This window comes from Thioalkalivibrio sp. ALgr3 (genome assembly GCF_000377325.1).
Classification (GTDB): Bacteria; Pseudomonadota; Gammaproteobacteria; order Ectothiorhodospirales; family Ectothiorhodospiraceae; genus Thioalkalivibrio.
Genome location: NZ_KB898001.1, coordinates 1 through 16,006, shown reverse-complemented (window position 1 = coordinate 16,006; position 16,006 = coordinate 1). Strand labels below are relative to the sequence as shown.

The 16,006-nt window shown below is 63.5% G+C and carries 13 protein-coding genes and 1 tRNA gene; all 14 read right to left on the bottom strand.

The features are described from left to right. The coding region (locus C998_RS14375; RefSeq protein WP_018869892.1) for a GTP-binding protein at positions 1 to 371 on the bottom strand (371 nt) is incomplete at its 3' end. Between the two features lie 40 nt (positions 372 to 411). Continuing rightward, entirely contained in the window at positions 412 to 2,508 is a 2,097-nt protein-coding gene (fusA, locus tag C998_RS0113195; RefSeq protein ID WP_018871351.1) for an elongation factor G, read from the bottom strand. A gap of 18 nt (positions 2,509 to 2,526) precedes the next feature. Further along, positions 2,527 to 2,994 carry a 30S ribosomal protein S7 gene (gene rpsG, locus C998_RS0113190; protein ID WP_018871350.1) on the bottom strand — a complete coding sequence of 156 codons (468 nt, stop codon included), beginning with the start codon at positions 2,992 to 2,994 and terminating at the stop codon, positions 2,527 to 2,529. Between the two features lie 27 nt (positions 2,995 to 3,021). Beyond that, complete coding sequence (gene rpsL / locus C998_RS0113185; protein ID WP_018871349.1) at positions 3,022 to 3,399, bottom strand: 30S ribosomal protein S12; 378 nt, start codon at positions 3,397 to 3,399, stop codon at positions 3,022 to 3,024. 109 nt (positions 3,400 to 3,508) lie between these two features. Further along, positions 3,509 to 7,756, bottom strand: a complete 4,248-nt coding sequence (rpoC, locus tag C998_RS0113180) for a DNA-directed RNA polymerase subunit beta' (RefSeq protein WP_018871348.1) — start codon at positions 7,754 to 7,756, stop codon at positions 3,509 to 3,511. A gap of 70 nt (positions 7,757 to 7,826) precedes the next feature. Continuing rightward, positions 7,827 to 11,906 carry a DNA-directed RNA polymerase subunit beta gene (gene rpoB / locus C998_RS0113175; protein ID WP_018871347.1) on the bottom strand — a complete coding sequence of 1,360 codons (4,080 nt, stop codon included), beginning with the start codon at positions 11,904 to 11,906 and terminating at the stop codon, positions 7,827 to 7,829. A 131-nt stretch (positions 11,907 to 12,037) separates the two neighbouring features. Then, entirely contained in the window at positions 12,038 to 12,421 is a 384-nt protein-coding gene (rplL, locus tag C998_RS0113170) for a 50S ribosomal protein L7/L12 (protein WP_018871346.1), read from the bottom strand. A 70-nt stretch (positions 12,422 to 12,491) separates the two neighbouring features. Next, on the bottom strand, positions 12,492 to 13,013 hold the full coding sequence (gene rplJ / locus C998_RS0113165) for a 50S ribosomal protein L10 (protein WP_018871345.1): 522 nt from the start codon (positions 13,011 to 13,013) through the stop codon (positions 12,492 to 12,494). A 224-nt stretch (positions 13,014 to 13,237) separates the two neighbouring features. Further along, positions 13,238 to 13,933, bottom strand: a complete 696-nt coding sequence (rplA, locus tag C998_RS0113160) for a 50S ribosomal protein L1 (RefSeq protein ID WP_018871344.1) — start codon at positions 13,931 to 13,933, stop codon at positions 13,238 to 13,240. 1 nt (position 13,934) lies between these two features. Next, complete coding sequence (gene rplK, locus C998_RS0113155; RefSeq protein ID WP_018871343.1) at positions 13,935 to 14,366, bottom strand: 50S ribosomal protein L11; 432 nt, start codon at positions 14,364 to 14,366, stop codon at positions 13,935 to 13,937. Between the two features lie 63 nt (positions 14,367 to 14,429). Further along, positions 14,430 to 14,963, bottom strand: coding sequence for a transcription termination/antitermination protein NusG (gene nusG / locus C998_RS0113150; protein ID WP_018871342.1), 534 nt, complete (start codon positions 14,961 to 14,963; stop codon positions 14,430 to 14,432). A gap of 18 nt (positions 14,964 to 14,981) precedes the next feature. Further along, positions 14,982 to 15,347, bottom strand: a complete 366-nt coding sequence (secE, locus tag C998_RS0113145; RefSeq protein ID WP_018871341.1) for a preprotein translocase subunit SecE — start codon at positions 15,345 to 15,347, stop codon at positions 14,982 to 14,984. A 39-nt stretch (positions 15,348 to 15,386) separates the two neighbouring features. Then, a tRNA-Trp gene (locus tag C998_RS0113140) sits at positions 15,387 to 15,462 on the bottom strand. Between the two features lie 76 nt (positions 15,463 to 15,538). Beyond that, positions 15,539 to 16,006, bottom strand: a 468-nt coding sequence (locus C998_RS0113135; RefSeq protein ID WP_018871340.1) for an EF-Tu/IF-2/RF-3 family GTPase, incomplete at its 5' end; no start/stop codon positions are given.

Genomic DNA, 16,006 nt, shown 5'->3' with positions numbered 1-16,006 from the left:
CGCGACAGCAGGATGTGCTCCCGCGTCTGCGGCATCGGACCGTCCGCCGCCGAAACCACCAGAATGGCGCCGTCCATCTGCGCCGCACCGGTGATCATGTTCTTCACATAGTCCGCGTGACCCGGGCAGTCCACGTGCGCGTAGTGGCGCGTGTCCGACTCGTACTCCACGTGCGCCGTCGCAATCGTGATACCGCGCTGCTTCTCTTCCGGCGCGTTGTCAATCTGGTCAAAGGCACGCGCATCGCTGCCGTACTTCTTCGCCTGAACCACCGTCAACGCCGCCGTCAGCGTCGTCTTCCCGTGGTCCACATGACCAATCGTCCCCACATTCACGTGCGGCTTCTTGCGTTCGAACTTTTCCTTGGACACAGCTAAGACCTCTTAAATCGTTCTCTACGGAATGGCGGTATCAGGACGCCTTGCGGGCCACGGCGTCGGCGATCTGGGCCGGCGCCTCCGAGTATTTCTCGAATTCCATCGAATACGTCGCGCGGCCCTGGGTCAGCGAGCGGAGCTGGGTCGAGTACCCGAACATTTCCGACAGCGGGACTTCCGCATGCAGGAGCTTCTGGCCGGCCACGTCTTCCATGCCGCGCACCAGGCCCCGACGGCCGTTAAGGTCGCCCATCACGTCACCCATGTACTCCTCGGGGGTCTCCACCTCGACCTTCATCATCGGCTCGAGCAGCACCGCCCCGGCGCGCAGGGCCCCCTCCTTGAAGGCCATGGAGGCCGCGACCTTGAAGGCGTTCTCGTTCGAGTCGACATCGTGGTAGGAGCCGTCGAAGAGACTGACCTTGACATCCTCGATGGGGTACCCGGCGAGCACGCCATTACGCATCTGCTCTTCGATACCCTTCTGCACTGCCGGCACGTAATCCTTCGGAACCACGCCACCGACAATCTCGTTCTTGAATTCGAAGCCGACGCCCGGCTCCTGCGGCTCGATCCGCAGCCAGACGTGACCATACTGACCACGCCCGCCGGACTGCTTGACGAACTTGCCTTCCTGTTCGATCGACTTGGTGATGGTCTCGCGGTACGCGACCTGCGGCTGCCCCACGTTGGCCTCGACCTTGAATTCCCGCTTCAGACGATCGACCAGCACCTCGAGATGCAGCTCGCCCATGCCCGAAATGATGGTTTGACCGGACTCTTCGTCCGTCCGCACCTGGAACGAGGGGTCTTCCTGCGCCAGCTTGTTCAGCGCCATGCCCATCTTTTCCTGGTCGGTCTTCGTCTTCGGCTCGACCGCGATGGAGATCACCGGATCCGGGAACTCCATGCGCTCCAGCTCGACCGGATCATCGGGCGAGCAAAGCGTGGTCCCGGTGTAGAGATCCTTCAGGCCGACCACCGCACCGATGTCACCGGCACGCAGCTCCGGAATCTCCTCGCGGCTGTTCGAATGCATCTGCAGAATGCGCCCGATACGTTCGCGACGGTTGTTCTGGGTGTTCAGCACCGTGTCACCGGCCTTAACCACCCCCGAGTAGACGCGAACGAACGTCAGGCTCCCGACGTAGGGATCGCTCATCAGCTTGAAAGCCAGACCCGCGAACGGTTCTTCGTCGGTTGCCTTCTTTTCGATGGGATCTTCCGTACCGGCCTTGACGCCCTTGATCGCCTTGACTTCTTCCGGCGAGGGCAGGTATTCGACCACGGCGTCCAGCATCGCCTGGACACCCTTGTTCTTGAATGCGGAGCCGCACATCATCGGCACGATTTCGAGGTCCAGCGTGCGCTTGCGCAGTGCGGCCTTGATATCTTCCTCGCTCAGCTCGCCCTCGCCGAGGTATTTCTCCATCAGCTCTTCCGAGGCCTCGGCGGCGGACTCGACCAGATTCTCGCGCCACTTCTCGGCGTCGGCCTTCAGCTCCTCCGGAATCTCGCCGTAATCGAAGCTGATGCCATAGTTGTCGTCATGCCAGTGGATCGCCTGCATCTTCACCAGGTCGATCACTCCCGCGAAGGCGTCTTCCGAACCGATCGGGATCTGGATCGGCACGGGATTGGCCTTCAGGCGCTCGCGCATCTGATTGTAGACGCGTTCGTAGTCGGCGCCGGCGCGGTCCATCTTGTTGACGAACGCGATCCGCGGCACTTCGTACTTGGTGGCCTGGCGCCACACCGTTTCCGACTGTGGCTGCACGCCGCCGACGGCGCAATACACCATGCAGGCACCGTCCAGCACACGCATGGACCGCTCAACCTCGATCGTGAAGTCCACGTGCCCCGGCGTATCGATGATATTGATGCGGTGTTCGGGGAACTGCTTGGCCATGCCGGACCAGAACGAGGTCGTCGCCGCGGAGGTGATCGTAATACCGCGCTCCTGCTCCTGATCCATCCAGTCCATCACGGCGGCGCCATCATGCACCTCACCGATCTTGTGCGACAGGCCGGTGTAGAACAGGATGCGCTCGGTCGTCGTGGTCTTGCCGGCGTCGATATGCGCGCTGATGCCGATATTGCGATAGCGCTTGATGGGGGTCTTGCGTGCCACTGAGGTGCCTCTTCGTTCTTACCAGCGGAAGTGCGCGAATGCCTTGTTGGCATCCGCCATCCGGTGAGTGTCTTCGCGCTTCTTGACGGCGGAACCCTTGCTGTCGGCCGCATCCATCAGCTCGCCGGCCAGCTTCATGGCCATGGTGCGTTCCCCGCGCTTGCGCGCTGCCTCGACCACCCAGCGCATTGCCAGCGCGTCCTGACGAACCGCACGCACCTCGACGGGAACCTGATAGGTGGCACCGCCGACCCGGCGGCCCTTCACCTCGACCCGCGGCCGCACGTTGTCCAGCGCACGCTCGAGCGCGCCCAGGCCGTCACCCTGCTTGGACTCGATCTGGTCCAGCGCGCCATAGACGACCCGCTCGGCGACGGACTTCTTGCCATCCCGCATGACGGTATTGATGAACTTCGCCAGACGATCGCTCCCGAATTTCGGATCGGGGAGGATGTGACGCTTGGGTGCGGCTGCTCTTCTCGACATTGTTTCAGTTCCCGGACTTGAACACGGTTAGGATTTCTTCGGACGCTTGGTCCCGTACTTGGAACGACCCTTCGCGCGCTTCTGCACGCCCTGGGTGTCCAGGCTTCCGCGGACCGTGTGATAGCGCACACCCGGGAGGTCCTTAACACGACCACCACGAATCAGGACCACGGAGTGTTCCTGCAGGTTGTGCCCTTCGCCACCGATATAGGAGCTGACCTCGTAACCGTTGGTCAGCCGCACGCGCGCAACCTTGCGCAGCGCCGAGTTCGGCTTCTTGGGCGTGGTGGTGTAGACACGGGTGCATACACCGCGCTTCTGCGGCGAACCCTGAAGCGCCGGCACGTCGCTCTTCTCGACCGGCCGCTTGCGCGGCTTTCGTACCAACTGGTTGATCGTGGCCATGAAACCCTTTCTCCTAGCCTAAAAATAACGACAGGCCGGTGCCGAGACCGGCCTGTCGAGGGAGCGGAAGTTTAATGCGCGCCCTCTTGACTGTCAACTCGACTCCGCCTCACTGCGCGGAATCACCCGATGTTCCACTGTCGCCGCCGGCGTCGCTGCCCGGCCCTGCCGAAGGCGCTTCGGCCGGTTCGGCCTCCGGTTCGCTCTCGCCCACCGTTTCGAACTCCGGCATCTCGAGCGCCCGCCTGCGCCGGCGTTCCTTGTGATAAGCCAGCCCGGTCCCCGCGGGGATCAGGCGACCCACGATCACGTTCTCCTTGAGCCCGCGAAGGTCGTCCCGCGCCCCGCGCGTCGAGGCCTCGGTCAGCACCCGCGTGGTCTCCTGGAAGGAGGCCGCGGAGATGAACGATTCCGTCACCAGCGAGGCCTTGGTAATCCCCAGAAGCACGCGTTCGTAGGTCGCCGGCTGCTGATCGCCGGACAGCTTCTCGTTCTCCTCGAGGACACGAGTGCGATCCACCTGGTCACCGGACAGGAACCGGGTGTCGCCCGGATCCAGGATGTTGACCTTGCGCAGCATCTGGCGGACGACGACTTCGATGTGCTTGTCGTTGATCTTTACGCCCTGCAGACGATATACGTCCTGGATCTCCTGCACCTGATATTCCGCGAGCGCGGTGACGCCCCGCAGGCGGAGGATATCGTGCGGGTCCAGTTCGCCATCCACGATCACTTCGCCCTGCTCGACACGTTCGCCCTCGAACACATTAACGGTCCGCTGCTTGGCAATCAGCATCTCGTGGGCGTCGCCCCGGTCCGGCGTGATGATGAGGCGCTGCTTGCCCTTGGTCTCCTTGCCAAACGAAACCGTACCGGACAGCTCCGCCAGGATCGCCGGCTCCTTGGGCTTGCGCGCCTCGAACAGATCGGCGACGCGCGGCAGACCGCCGGTGATGTCACGGGTCTTCGAAGACTCCTGCGGCAGCCGCGCAATGACGTCACCCACTTCGACCCGCGCATTGTCTTCCAGGTTGAAGATCGCGTTGGCCGGCAGCATGTACTGCGCGGGCATGTCCGTCCCCGGGATGTAGACCTCGTTCCCGGCGTCGTCCAGCAGCTTGACCGTGGGCCGCAGATCCTTGCCCGCGGAGCTCCGGCTCTTGGGATCGAGGACCACGTTGGAGGACAGGCCGGTGAACTCGTCCGTCTCCTTCGTCACCGTCACGTTTTCGATGAAATCCGCGAGCTTCACGGTACCCGCCACTTCGGTCACGATCGGGTGGGTATGCGGATCCCAGGTGGCGATTTCCTGACCGGCTTCGACCGCATTGCCCTCGTGGACCATGATCGTCGCGCCATAGGGAACCTTGTAGCGCTCGCGCTCGCGACCGGCCTCGTCGATCACACCCAGTTCGCCGGAACGCGACACCGCCACCAGGTTGCCGGACTTGTGCTCCACGGTCTTGATGTTGTGGAGACGGATGTGCCCGGCATTCTTGACCTGGATCGCACTGACCGTGACGGCGCGGGACGCCGCACCGCCGATGTGGAACGTACGCATGGTCAGCTGGGTTCCGGGCTCGCCGATTGACTGGGCCGCGATGACCCCCACCGATTCACCCGAGTTGACCTCGTGGCCGCGCGCCAGGTCGCGCCCGTAGCATTTGGCACAGATACCCTGCCGGGTCTCGCAAGTGATCGCCGACCGAACCAGGACCTCGTCGACGCCCGCGGCGTCGAGCTGATCCACCATCGCCTCGTCGAGCAGGGTGTCCTTCGGCACCAGCACCTCGTCCGTGCCCGGGCGCAGGATGTCCACCGCCACCGTGCGACCAAGCACCCGGTCGCGCAGCGGTTCGACCACATCGCCGCCCTCGATGATCGGCTTCATCAAGAGGCCCTGTTCGGTACCGCAGTCGGGCTCGGTTACCACCACGTCCTGCGACACGTCCACCAGGCGACGCGTGAGGTATCCCGAGTTGGCCGTCTTCAGCGCGGTATCCGCCAGGCCCTTGCGGGCGCCGTGGGTCGAGATGAAGTACTGCAGGACGTTGAGACCCTCGCGGAAGTTCGCGGTGATCGGTGTCTCGATGATGGACCCGTCCGGCTTCGCCATCAGCCCGCGCATGCCCGCCAGCTGGCGAATCTGCGCCGCGGATCCGCGCGCCCCGGAGTCGGCCATCATGAATATGGAGTTGAACGCACGCTGCTCGACCACTTCGCCGTCGCGATTCGTCACCTCTTCCTTGCCGAGGTGCTCCATCATCGACTTCGCCACCTGGTCGTTACAGTGTGCCCAGATGTCCACGACCTTGTTGTAGCGCTCGCCCTTGGTGACCAGGCCCGAGGCGTACTGCTCCTCGATCTCCTTCACCTGCTCCTCGGCATTCTCCAGGATCGGCTGCTTTTCCTCCGGAATGACCATGTCATCCGCGCAGAAAGACACGCCGGCACGGGTCGAGTAGTAGAAACCGGCATACATCAGCTGGTCCGCGAACACCACGGTGTCCTTGAGGCCCAGGCGGCGGTAGCAGGCATTGATCAGGTGCGAGATGCTCTTCTTGTCCAGCTCCTGATCGATCAGCTCGAAGGGCAGTCCGCGGGGCATGACCCGCGACAGGATCGCCCGCCCGACCGTGGTTTCCAGACGCACGCGCGGACGCTCGCCCTCGCTCTCGGCATGTTCGGCGTGCGGATCCTCCATGCGCACGGTGACGCGCGCATGCAGATCGACCTTGCCGTTCTCGTAGGCGCGATGCACCTCATCCACGTCCGCGAACACCATGCCCTCGCCCCGGGCATTGACCTTCTCCCGCGACAGGTAATAAAGGCCGAGCACGATGTCCTGCGACGGCACGATAATGGGCTCGCCATTGGCCGGGGACAGAACGTTGTTGGAGGACAGCATCAACGTGCGCGCCTCCAGCTGGGCCTCCAGCGACAGCGGCACGTGCACGGCCATCTGGTCACCGTCGAAGTCGGCGTTGAACGCGGCACAGACCAGCGGATGCAGCTGGATCGCCTTGCCCTCGATCAGCACCGGTTCGAAGGCCTGGATGCCCAGGCGGTGCAGGGTCGGGGCGCGGTTCAGCATCACCGGGTGCTCGCGGATCACCTCTTCGAGGATGTCCCAGACCTCGGGGCCTTCCTTCTCCACGGCCTTCTTGGCGGCCTTGATGGTGGTCGCCAGGCCGCGGCGCTGCAGCTTGCCGAAGATGAACGGCTTGAACAGTTCCAGCGCCATGCGCTTGGGCAGGCCGCACTGGTGCAGGCGCAGGGTCGGGCCGACCACGATCACGGAGCGGCCGGAGTAGTCGACGCGCTTGCCCAGCAGGTTCTGGCGGAAGCGACCCTGCTTGCCCTTGATCATGTCGGCCAGAGACTTCAGCGGGCGCTTGTTGGTGCCGGTGATCGCACGGCCGCGACGGCCGTTGTCCAGCAGGGCGTCGACCGATTCCTGCAGCATGCGCTTTTCGTTGCGCACGATGATGTCCGGGGCATTCAGCTCCAGCAGACGGCGCAGACGGTTGTTGCGATTGATCACCCGGCGGTACAGGTCGTTCAGGTCAGAAGTCGCGAAGCGACCCCCATCCAGCGGCACCAGCGGACGCAGGTCCGGCGGCAGCACCGGCAGCACGTCCATGATCATCCATTCCGGCTTGTTGCCGGATTCGAGGAACGACTCGATCAGCTTCAGGCGCTTGCCGAGCCGCTTGATCTTGGTTTCGGAACCCGTCTCCGACAGTTCCTGGCGCATCCGCGCAGCTTCGGACTGCAGGTCCAGTTCCTTCAAAAGGCTCAGTACCGCCTCCGCGCCCATCATCGCGGTGAAGTCGTCACCGTGCTCTTCCATCGCCTCGAGGTATTCCTCGTCGGTCAGGAGCTGACGCTTCTCCAGGGTGGTGAAGCCCGGGTCCGTCACGATGAAGGACTCGAAGTACAGCACCTTCTCGATGTCCTTCAGAGTCATGTCCAGCAGCAGGCCGATGCGCGACGGCAGGCTCTTCAGATACCAGATATGCGCCACCGGGGAGGCCAGGTCGATATGCCCCATGCGCTCGCGGCGCACCTTGGTCTGGGTCACCTCGACGCCACACTTCTCGCACACCACGCCCCGGTGCTTCAGGCGCTTGTACTTGCCGCAGAGGCACTCGTAATCCTTCACCGGGCCGAAGATCTTGGCACAGAACAGCCCGTCCCGCTCCGGCTTGAAGGTCCGGTAGTTGATCGTCTCCGGCTTTTTCACTTCGCCGAACGACCAGGAGCGCACCTGGTCGGAGGACGCCAGGCCAATCCGGATGGCGTCAAACTCTTCCGGCTGGGTCTGCTGCTTGAACAGATTCAGGAGGTCTTTCATTCACTTGCCTCACAGCTAGTTTTCGAGGGGCGCACGGCGCCCCTTCGGATCACGTTGCGAACGGAGCGGGTCAGTCCTGCTCGAGCTCGATGTTGATGCCCAGCGCCTTGATTTCCTTCATCAGCACGTTGAAGGACTCGGGCACATTGGCTTCCATCTGGTGCTCGCCGTCGACGATGTTCTTGTACATCTTGTTGCGGCCTTGCACGTCGTCCGCCTTCACCGTCAGCATTTCCTGCAGGGTGTAGGCAGCACCGTAGGCCTCCAGCGCCCAGACCTCCATCTCGCCGAAGCGCTGGCCACCGAACTGCGCCTTGCCACCCAGCGGCTGCTGGGTCACCAGCGAGTACGGGCCGGTGGAGCGCGCGTGCATCTTGTCGTCGACCAGGTGGTTGAGCTTCAGCATATGCATGTAGCCCACCGTCACCGGGCGATCGAAGGCCTCCCCGGTCCGGCCGTCGTACAGGGTCGCCTGCCCCGTCTCGGGCAGATCGGCGAGCCGCAGCATCTCCTTGATCTCTTCCTCGGCCGCACCGTCGAACACCGGTGTCGCCATCGGCACGCCGCCCCGCAGGTTCCGGCACAGGGTCAGGATCTCGCTGTCCGAGAGCTCGTCCAGGTTGACCTTGCGATCACGGTGGTTGTAGATGCGGTCCAGGAACTCGCGGAGCTTCGCGATCTCGGATTGCGCCTCGAGCATGCGGTTGATCTTGTCGCCCAGCCCCCTCGCGGCCCAGCCAAGATGGACCTCGAGCACCTGACCGACGTTCATGCGCGAAGGCACACCCAGCGGGTTCAGAACCACGTCCACCGGCGTCCCGTCATCCAGGAACGGCATGTCTTCTTCCGGCACGATCATCGAGATCACGCCCTTGTTCCCGTGCCGACCGGCCATCTTGTCGCCCGGCTGGAGACGGCGCTTCACGGCCACGTAGACTTTGACCATCTTCTGCACGCCCGGCGGCAGATCGTCCCCCGCGGCCAGCTTCGCCTTCTGGTGCTCGACCTTTTCGTCAAACGCCGTTTTCTGGTCCTTGAGCTGACGCCCGAGGTCCTCCAGCTGGGCATTCACGTCGTCATCCTGCAGGCGGATCTCGAACCACTGGTCACGCGACAGGCCCTGCAGGTATTTCTTCGTCACCCTGGAGCCGTCTCCCAGCCCGTCGGGCCCGCCTGCGGCGGTCTTGTTGACCAGGAGCTTCTCCATCCGCGCAAAGATGTCGTCCTCGTAGATCCGCAGCTGATCCCGCAGGTCCTTGCGCACCGCGGCCATGTCGTCCTCTTCGATCGACTTGGCCCGGGCGTCCTTCTCGACGCCGTCCCGCGTGAACACCCGAACGTCGATGACCGTTCCCTCGACACCCGACGGGACGCGCAGGGACGTATCCTTCACGTCCGACGCCTTTTCGCCGAAGATCGCACGCAGAAGCTTCTCTTCCGGCGTCAGCTGGGTCTCGCCCTTGGGCGTCACCTTCCCGACCAGGATGTCGCCCGGCTTCACCTCGGCACCCACGTACACCACACCGGACTCGTCCAGCTTGGACAGCAGCGATTCGGAGACATTGGGGATGTCGGCCGTCACCTCTTCCTGCCCGAGCTTGGTGTCACGCGCGGTGCAGTTGAGCTCCTCGATGTGAATGGTGGTATAGCGATCCTCGTGAACCGCACGCTCCGAGATCAGGATCGAGTCCTCGAAGTTGTAGCCGTTCCAGGGCATGAAGGCGACCATCATGTTCTGGCCCAGCGCCAGGTCGCCCATGTCCGTGGAGGAACCGTCGGCCAGCACATCGCCGCGCGCAATTTCGTCACCAACGGCCACCAGCGGACGCTGGTTGATCGCGGTGTTCTGGTTCGAGCGCGAATACTTGGTCAGATTGTAGATATCCACGCCGGGTTCGCCCGGCTGGGTCTCGTCGTCATTGACCCGCACGACCACACGCCCGGCGTCCGCGGAATCCACGGTGCCACCGCGACGGGCGACAATCGCCGAGCCGGAGTCGATGGCGACGGTACGTTCGATACCGGTCCCGACCAGCGGCTTGTCCGAGCGCAAGCACGGAACCGCCTGGCGCTGCATGTTGGCGCCCATCAGCGCGCGGTTCGCGTCGTCATGCTCCAGGAACGGCAACAGCGCGGCCGCCACCGACACGATCTGCTTCGGCGAGATATCCATATACTGGATCTTGTCCGGCGAGGAGATCGTGAACTCTTCCTGGTGCCGGCAGGACACCAGGTCATCGGTCAGGCGACCGTCCTCGTCCATGGCCGCGTTCGCCTGCGCGATGACGTACTGGCTTTCCTCGATGGCCGAGAGATAGGCGATCTCGGCGGTCACCCGCCCGTCCTCGACCTTGCGATACGGCGTCTCGAGGAAGCCGTAACGGTTGGTCCGCGCATACACCGCCAGCGAGTTGATCAGACCGATGTTCGGACCTTCCGGCGTCTCGATCGGGCACACCCGCCCGTAATGCGTGGGATGCACGTCCCGCACTTCAAAGCCCGCGCGCTCGCGCGTCAGGCCACCCGGACCCAGCGCGGAGATCCGGCGCTTGTGGGTCACCTCGGACAGCGGGTTGTTCTGGTCCATGAACTGCGACAGCTGGCTGGAACCGAAGAATTCCTTGATCGCGGCCGCCACCGGCTTGGCGTTGATCAGCTCCTGCGGCATCAGGCCCTCGCTCTCCGCGACGGTCAGGCGTTCCTTTACCGCGCGCTCGACGCGGACCAGCCCCAGGCGGAACTGATTCTCGGCCATTTCGCCCACCGAGCGGATGCGACGATTGCCAAGGTGGTCGATGTCGTCGGTACGGCCGTTACCGTTGCGGAGATCGATCAGGACCTTGAGCACATCGAGGATGTCGTCCGTGGACAGCACGCCCTCGCCTTCATCGGTATCACGACCGACGCGGCGGTTGAACTTCATGCGGCCGACGGCCGAAAGATCGTAGCGGTCTTCCGAGAAGAACAGGTTGGCGAACAGATTCTCCGCGGCATCCTTGGTCGGCGGCTCGCCCGGACGCATCACGCGGTAGATCTCGACCTGGGCTTCCAGCTGAGTGCGTGTCGGATCCAGCCGCAGCGTGTCCGACATGTACGGCCCGTGGTCGTACTCGTTGGTGTAGATCGTGTCGAACTGATGGATGCCTTCCGCGCGCAGACGGTCCAGCAGATCCTGCGTCAGCGCGTCGTTGGCATTACCGATCACCTCGCCGGTCGACGGGTCCATGATCGTGCGCGCCAGAACGCGGCCCACCAGATGCTCGTCCGGTACGCGCAGGGTGCGGATCCCCGCCTTTTCGATCTCCCGGATGTGACGCGGGGTAATGCGTCGGCCCGCCTCCACGATCACCTGGTCACCGTCACGGATGTCCACCACGGCCGTCTCGCCGCGGAGGCGCTCGGGAATCAGGTCCAGCTCACCGCCGGTTTCATCAAGCGTGAGCTGATTGAAATCAAAGAACGTCTCCAGGATCTGCTCGGTGTCCATCCCCAGCGCACGCAGCAGGATGGAGGCCGGCAGCTTCCGGCGACGGTCAATACGGACATACACCCCGTCCTTGGCGTCGAACTCGAAATCGAGCCACGAACCGCGGTACGGGATGATGCGTGCGTTGTACAGCAGCTTCTGCGAGCTACCCTGGGTCTTGCCCTTGTCGGAGTCGAAGAACACCCCGGGCGAACGGTGCAGCTGGGAGACGATCACCCGCTCGGTACCGTTGATCACGAAGGTGCCGTTCTCGGTCATCAGGGGCAGCTCGCCCATGTAGACCTCCTGCTCCTTCACCTCCTTCACCACGGTGGAGCCGGCAGGCGCATCCTTGTCGTGAATCACCAGCCGCAGCAGCACTCGCAGCGGGGCCGCATAGGTCACGCCGCGGATCTGGCATTCCTTGACGTCGAAGACCGGCTCGCCGAGCCGATAACTGACATATTCCAGCTGAACGTGACCGGAATAACTGACAATGGGAAATACCGACTGAAACGCCGCGTGCAGACCGAGTCCTTCGCGACTGTCCGCACCCCGGTCCTCCTGGAGGAAATTGCGGTAGGAGGTGAGCTGGGTCTCCAGCAGATACGGAACGTCCAGGATCTGGGGACGCTTCCCGAAATCCTTGCGGATGCGTTTCTTTTCGGTATAACTGAGGGCCATGGAATACCTCGGGGGCTAGCAGAACAACGCGCAATAAATCCGCGCCACCACGGGCGGAAGCTGACGGCCTCGCAGCCGCCAGCTCCGCATGCCCGTGACGGACACGTCTGACAACGGGCGTAACGCCCTTGTTACTTCAGCTCGACGGACGCGCCGGCTTCTTCCAGCTCCGCCTTCATCTTCTCGGCTTCTTCCTTGGCCGCGCCTTCCTTCACGGTGGCGGGCACGCCTTCGACCATCTCCTTGGCCTCCTTCAGGCCCAGGCCGGTCAGGCCGCGCACGACCTTGATGACGCCAACCTTGTTGTCGCCGAAGCCGGACATGACGACGTCGAACTCGTCCTTCTCGGCTTCACCGCCGCCACCTTCACCATCGCCGGCGGCGGCCGGGGCTGCGGCCACGGCAGCAGCCGCGGTCACGCCGAACTTCTCTTCCATCTCGCCAATCAGGTCCACGATTTCGAGGACCGTCATGTTGCCGATGGCTTCCAGGATATCTTCTTTCGAAACGGCCATTAGTAGGTTCTCCCTGCGGGGCTGCCCGCATTCAGAAATGTGCTAGCGAATAGGATTCCAGGAACCGGGATCAGGCTGCCTGCTTCTGATCGCGGATCGCTGCAACGGTACGCACCAGTTTGCCGGGCACCTCGTTGACGGTGCGGGCGAACTTGTCGAGCGGTGCGCGCATCGTGGCCATCAGCTGGCTCAGGGCCTCCTCGCGGGTCGGCAGGCTGGCGAGACGTTCGAGATCGTTCGCCCCCATCAGTTCACCGCCGAAGGACACCATCCGTGCTTTCAGCTGATCGTTGGTCTTGGCGAAATCTCGCACCAGACGCGCGGCGGAGGATGGCTCCTCCAGGCTGAAGGCAAGAACCAACGGCCCATGCAGCTCGGGCTGCATGCACTCGAAGTCCGTGCCCGCCAGCGCGCGCTTGGCGAGATTGTTCTTCACCACGCGCAGATAAACATCCTGCTCCCGAGCCTGCTTGCGCAGCTCGGTCATCTGCGCGACCGAGAGACCTCGATATTCCGCACCCACCGCGGAGTGCGCCGAGGCAGCAATCGCAGCCAGTTCCGTGACAATCTGCTTCTTGTCATCGAGATTCAAAGCCACGTTGACTCTCCTCTGTTGAGACCATCCGGAGATGGTCGTGAACCGGTCCGGAGACCGGTACTCAGGTGCTCCCGTCGCAGGCCATTCCTGAATCGGGTGACACCATCTGCGCAGGCTGAGATATTAAGCGCCGCCGAACGGCCCGCCTGCGGTCTTGGATGGCGTGCCGCTCGCGCGACAGCCGACCAAAGCATTGGATTCCGCCGCGTACGGCGGAATCAGAGATTGAGGGTGGCGCCGTCGACCTTCAGCCCGGGACCCATCGTCGTGGACACCGTGACACCCCGCACGTACTGGCCCTTGGAGGTCGCCGGCTTCATCTTGATCAGATCCTGCAGCAGCGCGTTCAGGTTGTCCTTCAGGGCATCCGCCTCGAAGTCGGCCGCGCCGATCGTGCAGTGGACGATGCCGCCCTTGTCCGTGCGGTAGCGCACCTGCCCACCCTTGGCATTGGTCACTGCCGTGGCCACATCCGGCGTCACGGTACCCACCTTGGGGTTGGGCATCAGGCCGCGCGGACCGAGGATCTGGCCCAGCTGACCCACCACGCGCATCGCGTCGGGCGAGGCGATCACCACGTCGAAATCGAGCTGACCGGCCTTGACCTGTTCGGCAAGGTCGTCCATGCCGACCACATCCGCGCCGGCCTCTTTGGCGGCATCGGCGTTATCGCCCTGGGTGAACACCGCCACGCGAACGGTCTTGCCGTTGCCGTGCGGGAGGACCGTGGAGCCGCGCACGACCTGGTCGGATTTCCGCGGATCCACGCCCAGATTCACGGCGACGTCGACGGACTCGCGGAATTTTGCGGTGGCCAGCTCGCGCAGAAGGGAGAAGGCCTCATCGGCGGGATACGCACGAGTCGGCTCCACCTTCTCGCGGATCGTCTGCATGCGTTTGCTCAGCTTCGCCATCTCAGAGACCCTCCACATCGATGCCCATACTGCGGGCGCTGCCGGCGATCGTCCGGACCGCGGCGTCCATGTCGGCGGCGGTCAGGTCCGGCTCCTTGGCGCGAGCAATCTCTTCCAGCTGCTCGCGCGTGACCTTCCCGACCTTTTTGGTGTTCGGCTCACCCGAACCGCTCTGGATTCCGGCGGCCTTCTTCAGAAGGATCTGTGCCGGCGGGGTCTTGGTCACGAAGGTGAACGACCGGTCGGAATACACGGTGATCACCACCGGGATTGGCAGACCGGGCTCCATGTCCTGGGTCTCGGCGTTGAACGCCTTGCAGAACTCCATGATGTTCACGCCGCGCTGACCCAGTGCGGGGCCGACGGGGGGACTCGGGTTGGCCTTGCCAGCCCCGACCTGAAGCTTGATGTAGGCTTCGATTTTCTTTGCCATGCTGACTCCCTCGGGTACAGGCGCCTCGCGGCTCCCCGATCAAGGTGTTGAACGCAGACTGCGTCAGTTTTTCTCGACCTGATGGAACTCGAGTTCCACCGGGGTCGAACGACCGAAAATCTGGACGGCCACCAGCAGACGGCTCTTGTCGTAGTTGACCTCTTCGACGACACCATTGAAGTCGTTGAAGGGCCCATCGATGACGCGAACCATCTCGCCAACTTCAAACAGGACCTTCGGACGTGGCTTCTCCGCGCCCTCTTCCATGCGGTTGAGGATGGCCTCGGCTTCCTTTTCGCTGATCGGGGCCGGGCGATCCGCCGTGCCCCCGATGAACCCGAGAACGCGGGGGACCGCCTTCACCAGGTGCCAGGCCTCGTCGCTGAAATCCATCTGGACCAGCACGTACCCCGGAAAGAACTTCCGTTCACTCTTGCGCTTCTGGCCGTCCTTCATCTCCACGACCTCTTCGGTCGGGACGAGGATCTGGCCAAAATGGTCCTGCATCTCGAAGCGCTCGATGCGTTCTTCCAGCGACCGCTTGACCTGGGACTCGAAGCCGGAGAATGCCTGTACTACGTACCAGCGTAATGCCATGGGGTAGATTCCTGATGCCTATCCGATGAAGCGACTGACGGACCACCCCAGGAACATGTCCAGGAGCCAGAGGAAGATCCCCACCACGATGACGACGGCGATCACGACCAGGGTAGTCTGGGTCGTTTCGACGCGAGTCGGCCAGACCATCTTGCGCACTTCGGTGCGGGCGTTGCCCATAAAGGCGCTCAGCTGTCGGCCTTTGTAGGTGGTCATGCCGATCCCGGCAGCCACGGCCACGACAGCAAGCAAACCGACCACGCGCACGAGGGTCGATTCGTCCTGGAACCAGTAGAAGCCCATGACGCCGGCAACGAGCAAGGCCACGACCACGGCGAGCTTGACGGTATCCAGCGCGCCGCTGCCTTCCGATTGTTCAGTCATGAAATCGTCTCACCCGGTGCTTGCCGCCATCGTAAAAGATGGCAGGCCAGGAGGGACTCGAACCCCCAACCTGCGGTTTTGGAGACCGCTGCTCTGCCAATTGAGCTACTGGCCTGTAATCGTAGAAGGCAGGCACCCGCGGTTGCAGCGGATGCAAACGCGGGAGGCCTGCCAGCTGACTGCTCAGTCTATCACTCGATAATCCTGGAGACGACGCCGGCGCCCACGGTGCGGCCGCCTTCGCGAATCGCGAAACGCAGACCGTCTTCCATGGCGATCGGGCTGATCAGCGACACCGTCATCTTCACGTTGTCGCCCGGCATCACCATCTCGGTGCCTTCCGGCAGCTCGACCGATCCCGTCACGTCCGTCGTGCGGAAATAGAACTGCGGCCGATACCCGTTGAAGAACGGCGTGTGACGACCACCCTCTTCCTTGTTCAGGATGTAGACTTCCGCCTCGAACTGGGTGTGCGGCGTGATCGAACCCGGCTTGCACAGCACCTGACCGCGCTGCACGTCGTCACGCTTGGTGCCGCGCAGCAGCACGCCCACGTTGTCGCCGGCCTCGCCCTGGTCCAGCAGCTTGCGGAACATCTCCACGCCGGTCACCGTGGTCTTCTGCGTGTCGTGCAGACCCACGATCTCCACTTCCTCGCC

Coding starts and splice junctions, on each gene's coding strand:
- rpsG (WP_018871350.1), bottom strand. CDS start 2,994: ATGTCGAGAAGAGCAGCCGCACCCAAGCGTCACATCCTCCCCGATCCG.
- rpsL (WP_018871349.1), bottom strand. CDS start 3,399: ATGGCCACGATCAACCAGTTGGTACGAAAGCCGCGCAAGCGGCCGGTC.
- rpoC (WP_018871348.1), bottom strand. CDS start 7,756: ATGAAAGACCTCCTGAATCTGTTCAAGCAGCAGACCCAGCCGGAAGAG.
- rpoB (WP_018871347.1), bottom strand. CDS start 11,906: ATGGCCCTCAGTTATACCGAAAAGAAACGCATCCGCAAGGATTTCGGG.
- rplL (WP_018871346.1), bottom strand. CDS start 12,421: ATGGCCGTTTCGAAAGAAGATATCCTGGAAGCCATCGGCAACATGACG.
- rplA (WP_018871344.1), bottom strand. CDS start 13,933: ATGGCGAAGCTGAGCAAACGCATGCAGACGATCCGCGAGAAGGTGGAG.
- rplK (WP_018871343.1), bottom strand. CDS start 14,366: ATGGCAAAGAAAATCGAAGCCTACATCAAGCTTCAGGTCGGGGCTGGC.
- nusG (WP_018871342.1), bottom strand. CDS start 14,963: ATGGCATTACGCTGGTACGTAGTACAGGCATTCTCCGGCTTCGAGTCC.
- secE (WP_018871341.1), bottom strand. CDS start 15,347: ATGACTGAACAATCGGAAGGCAGCGGCGCGCTGGATACCGTCAAGCTC.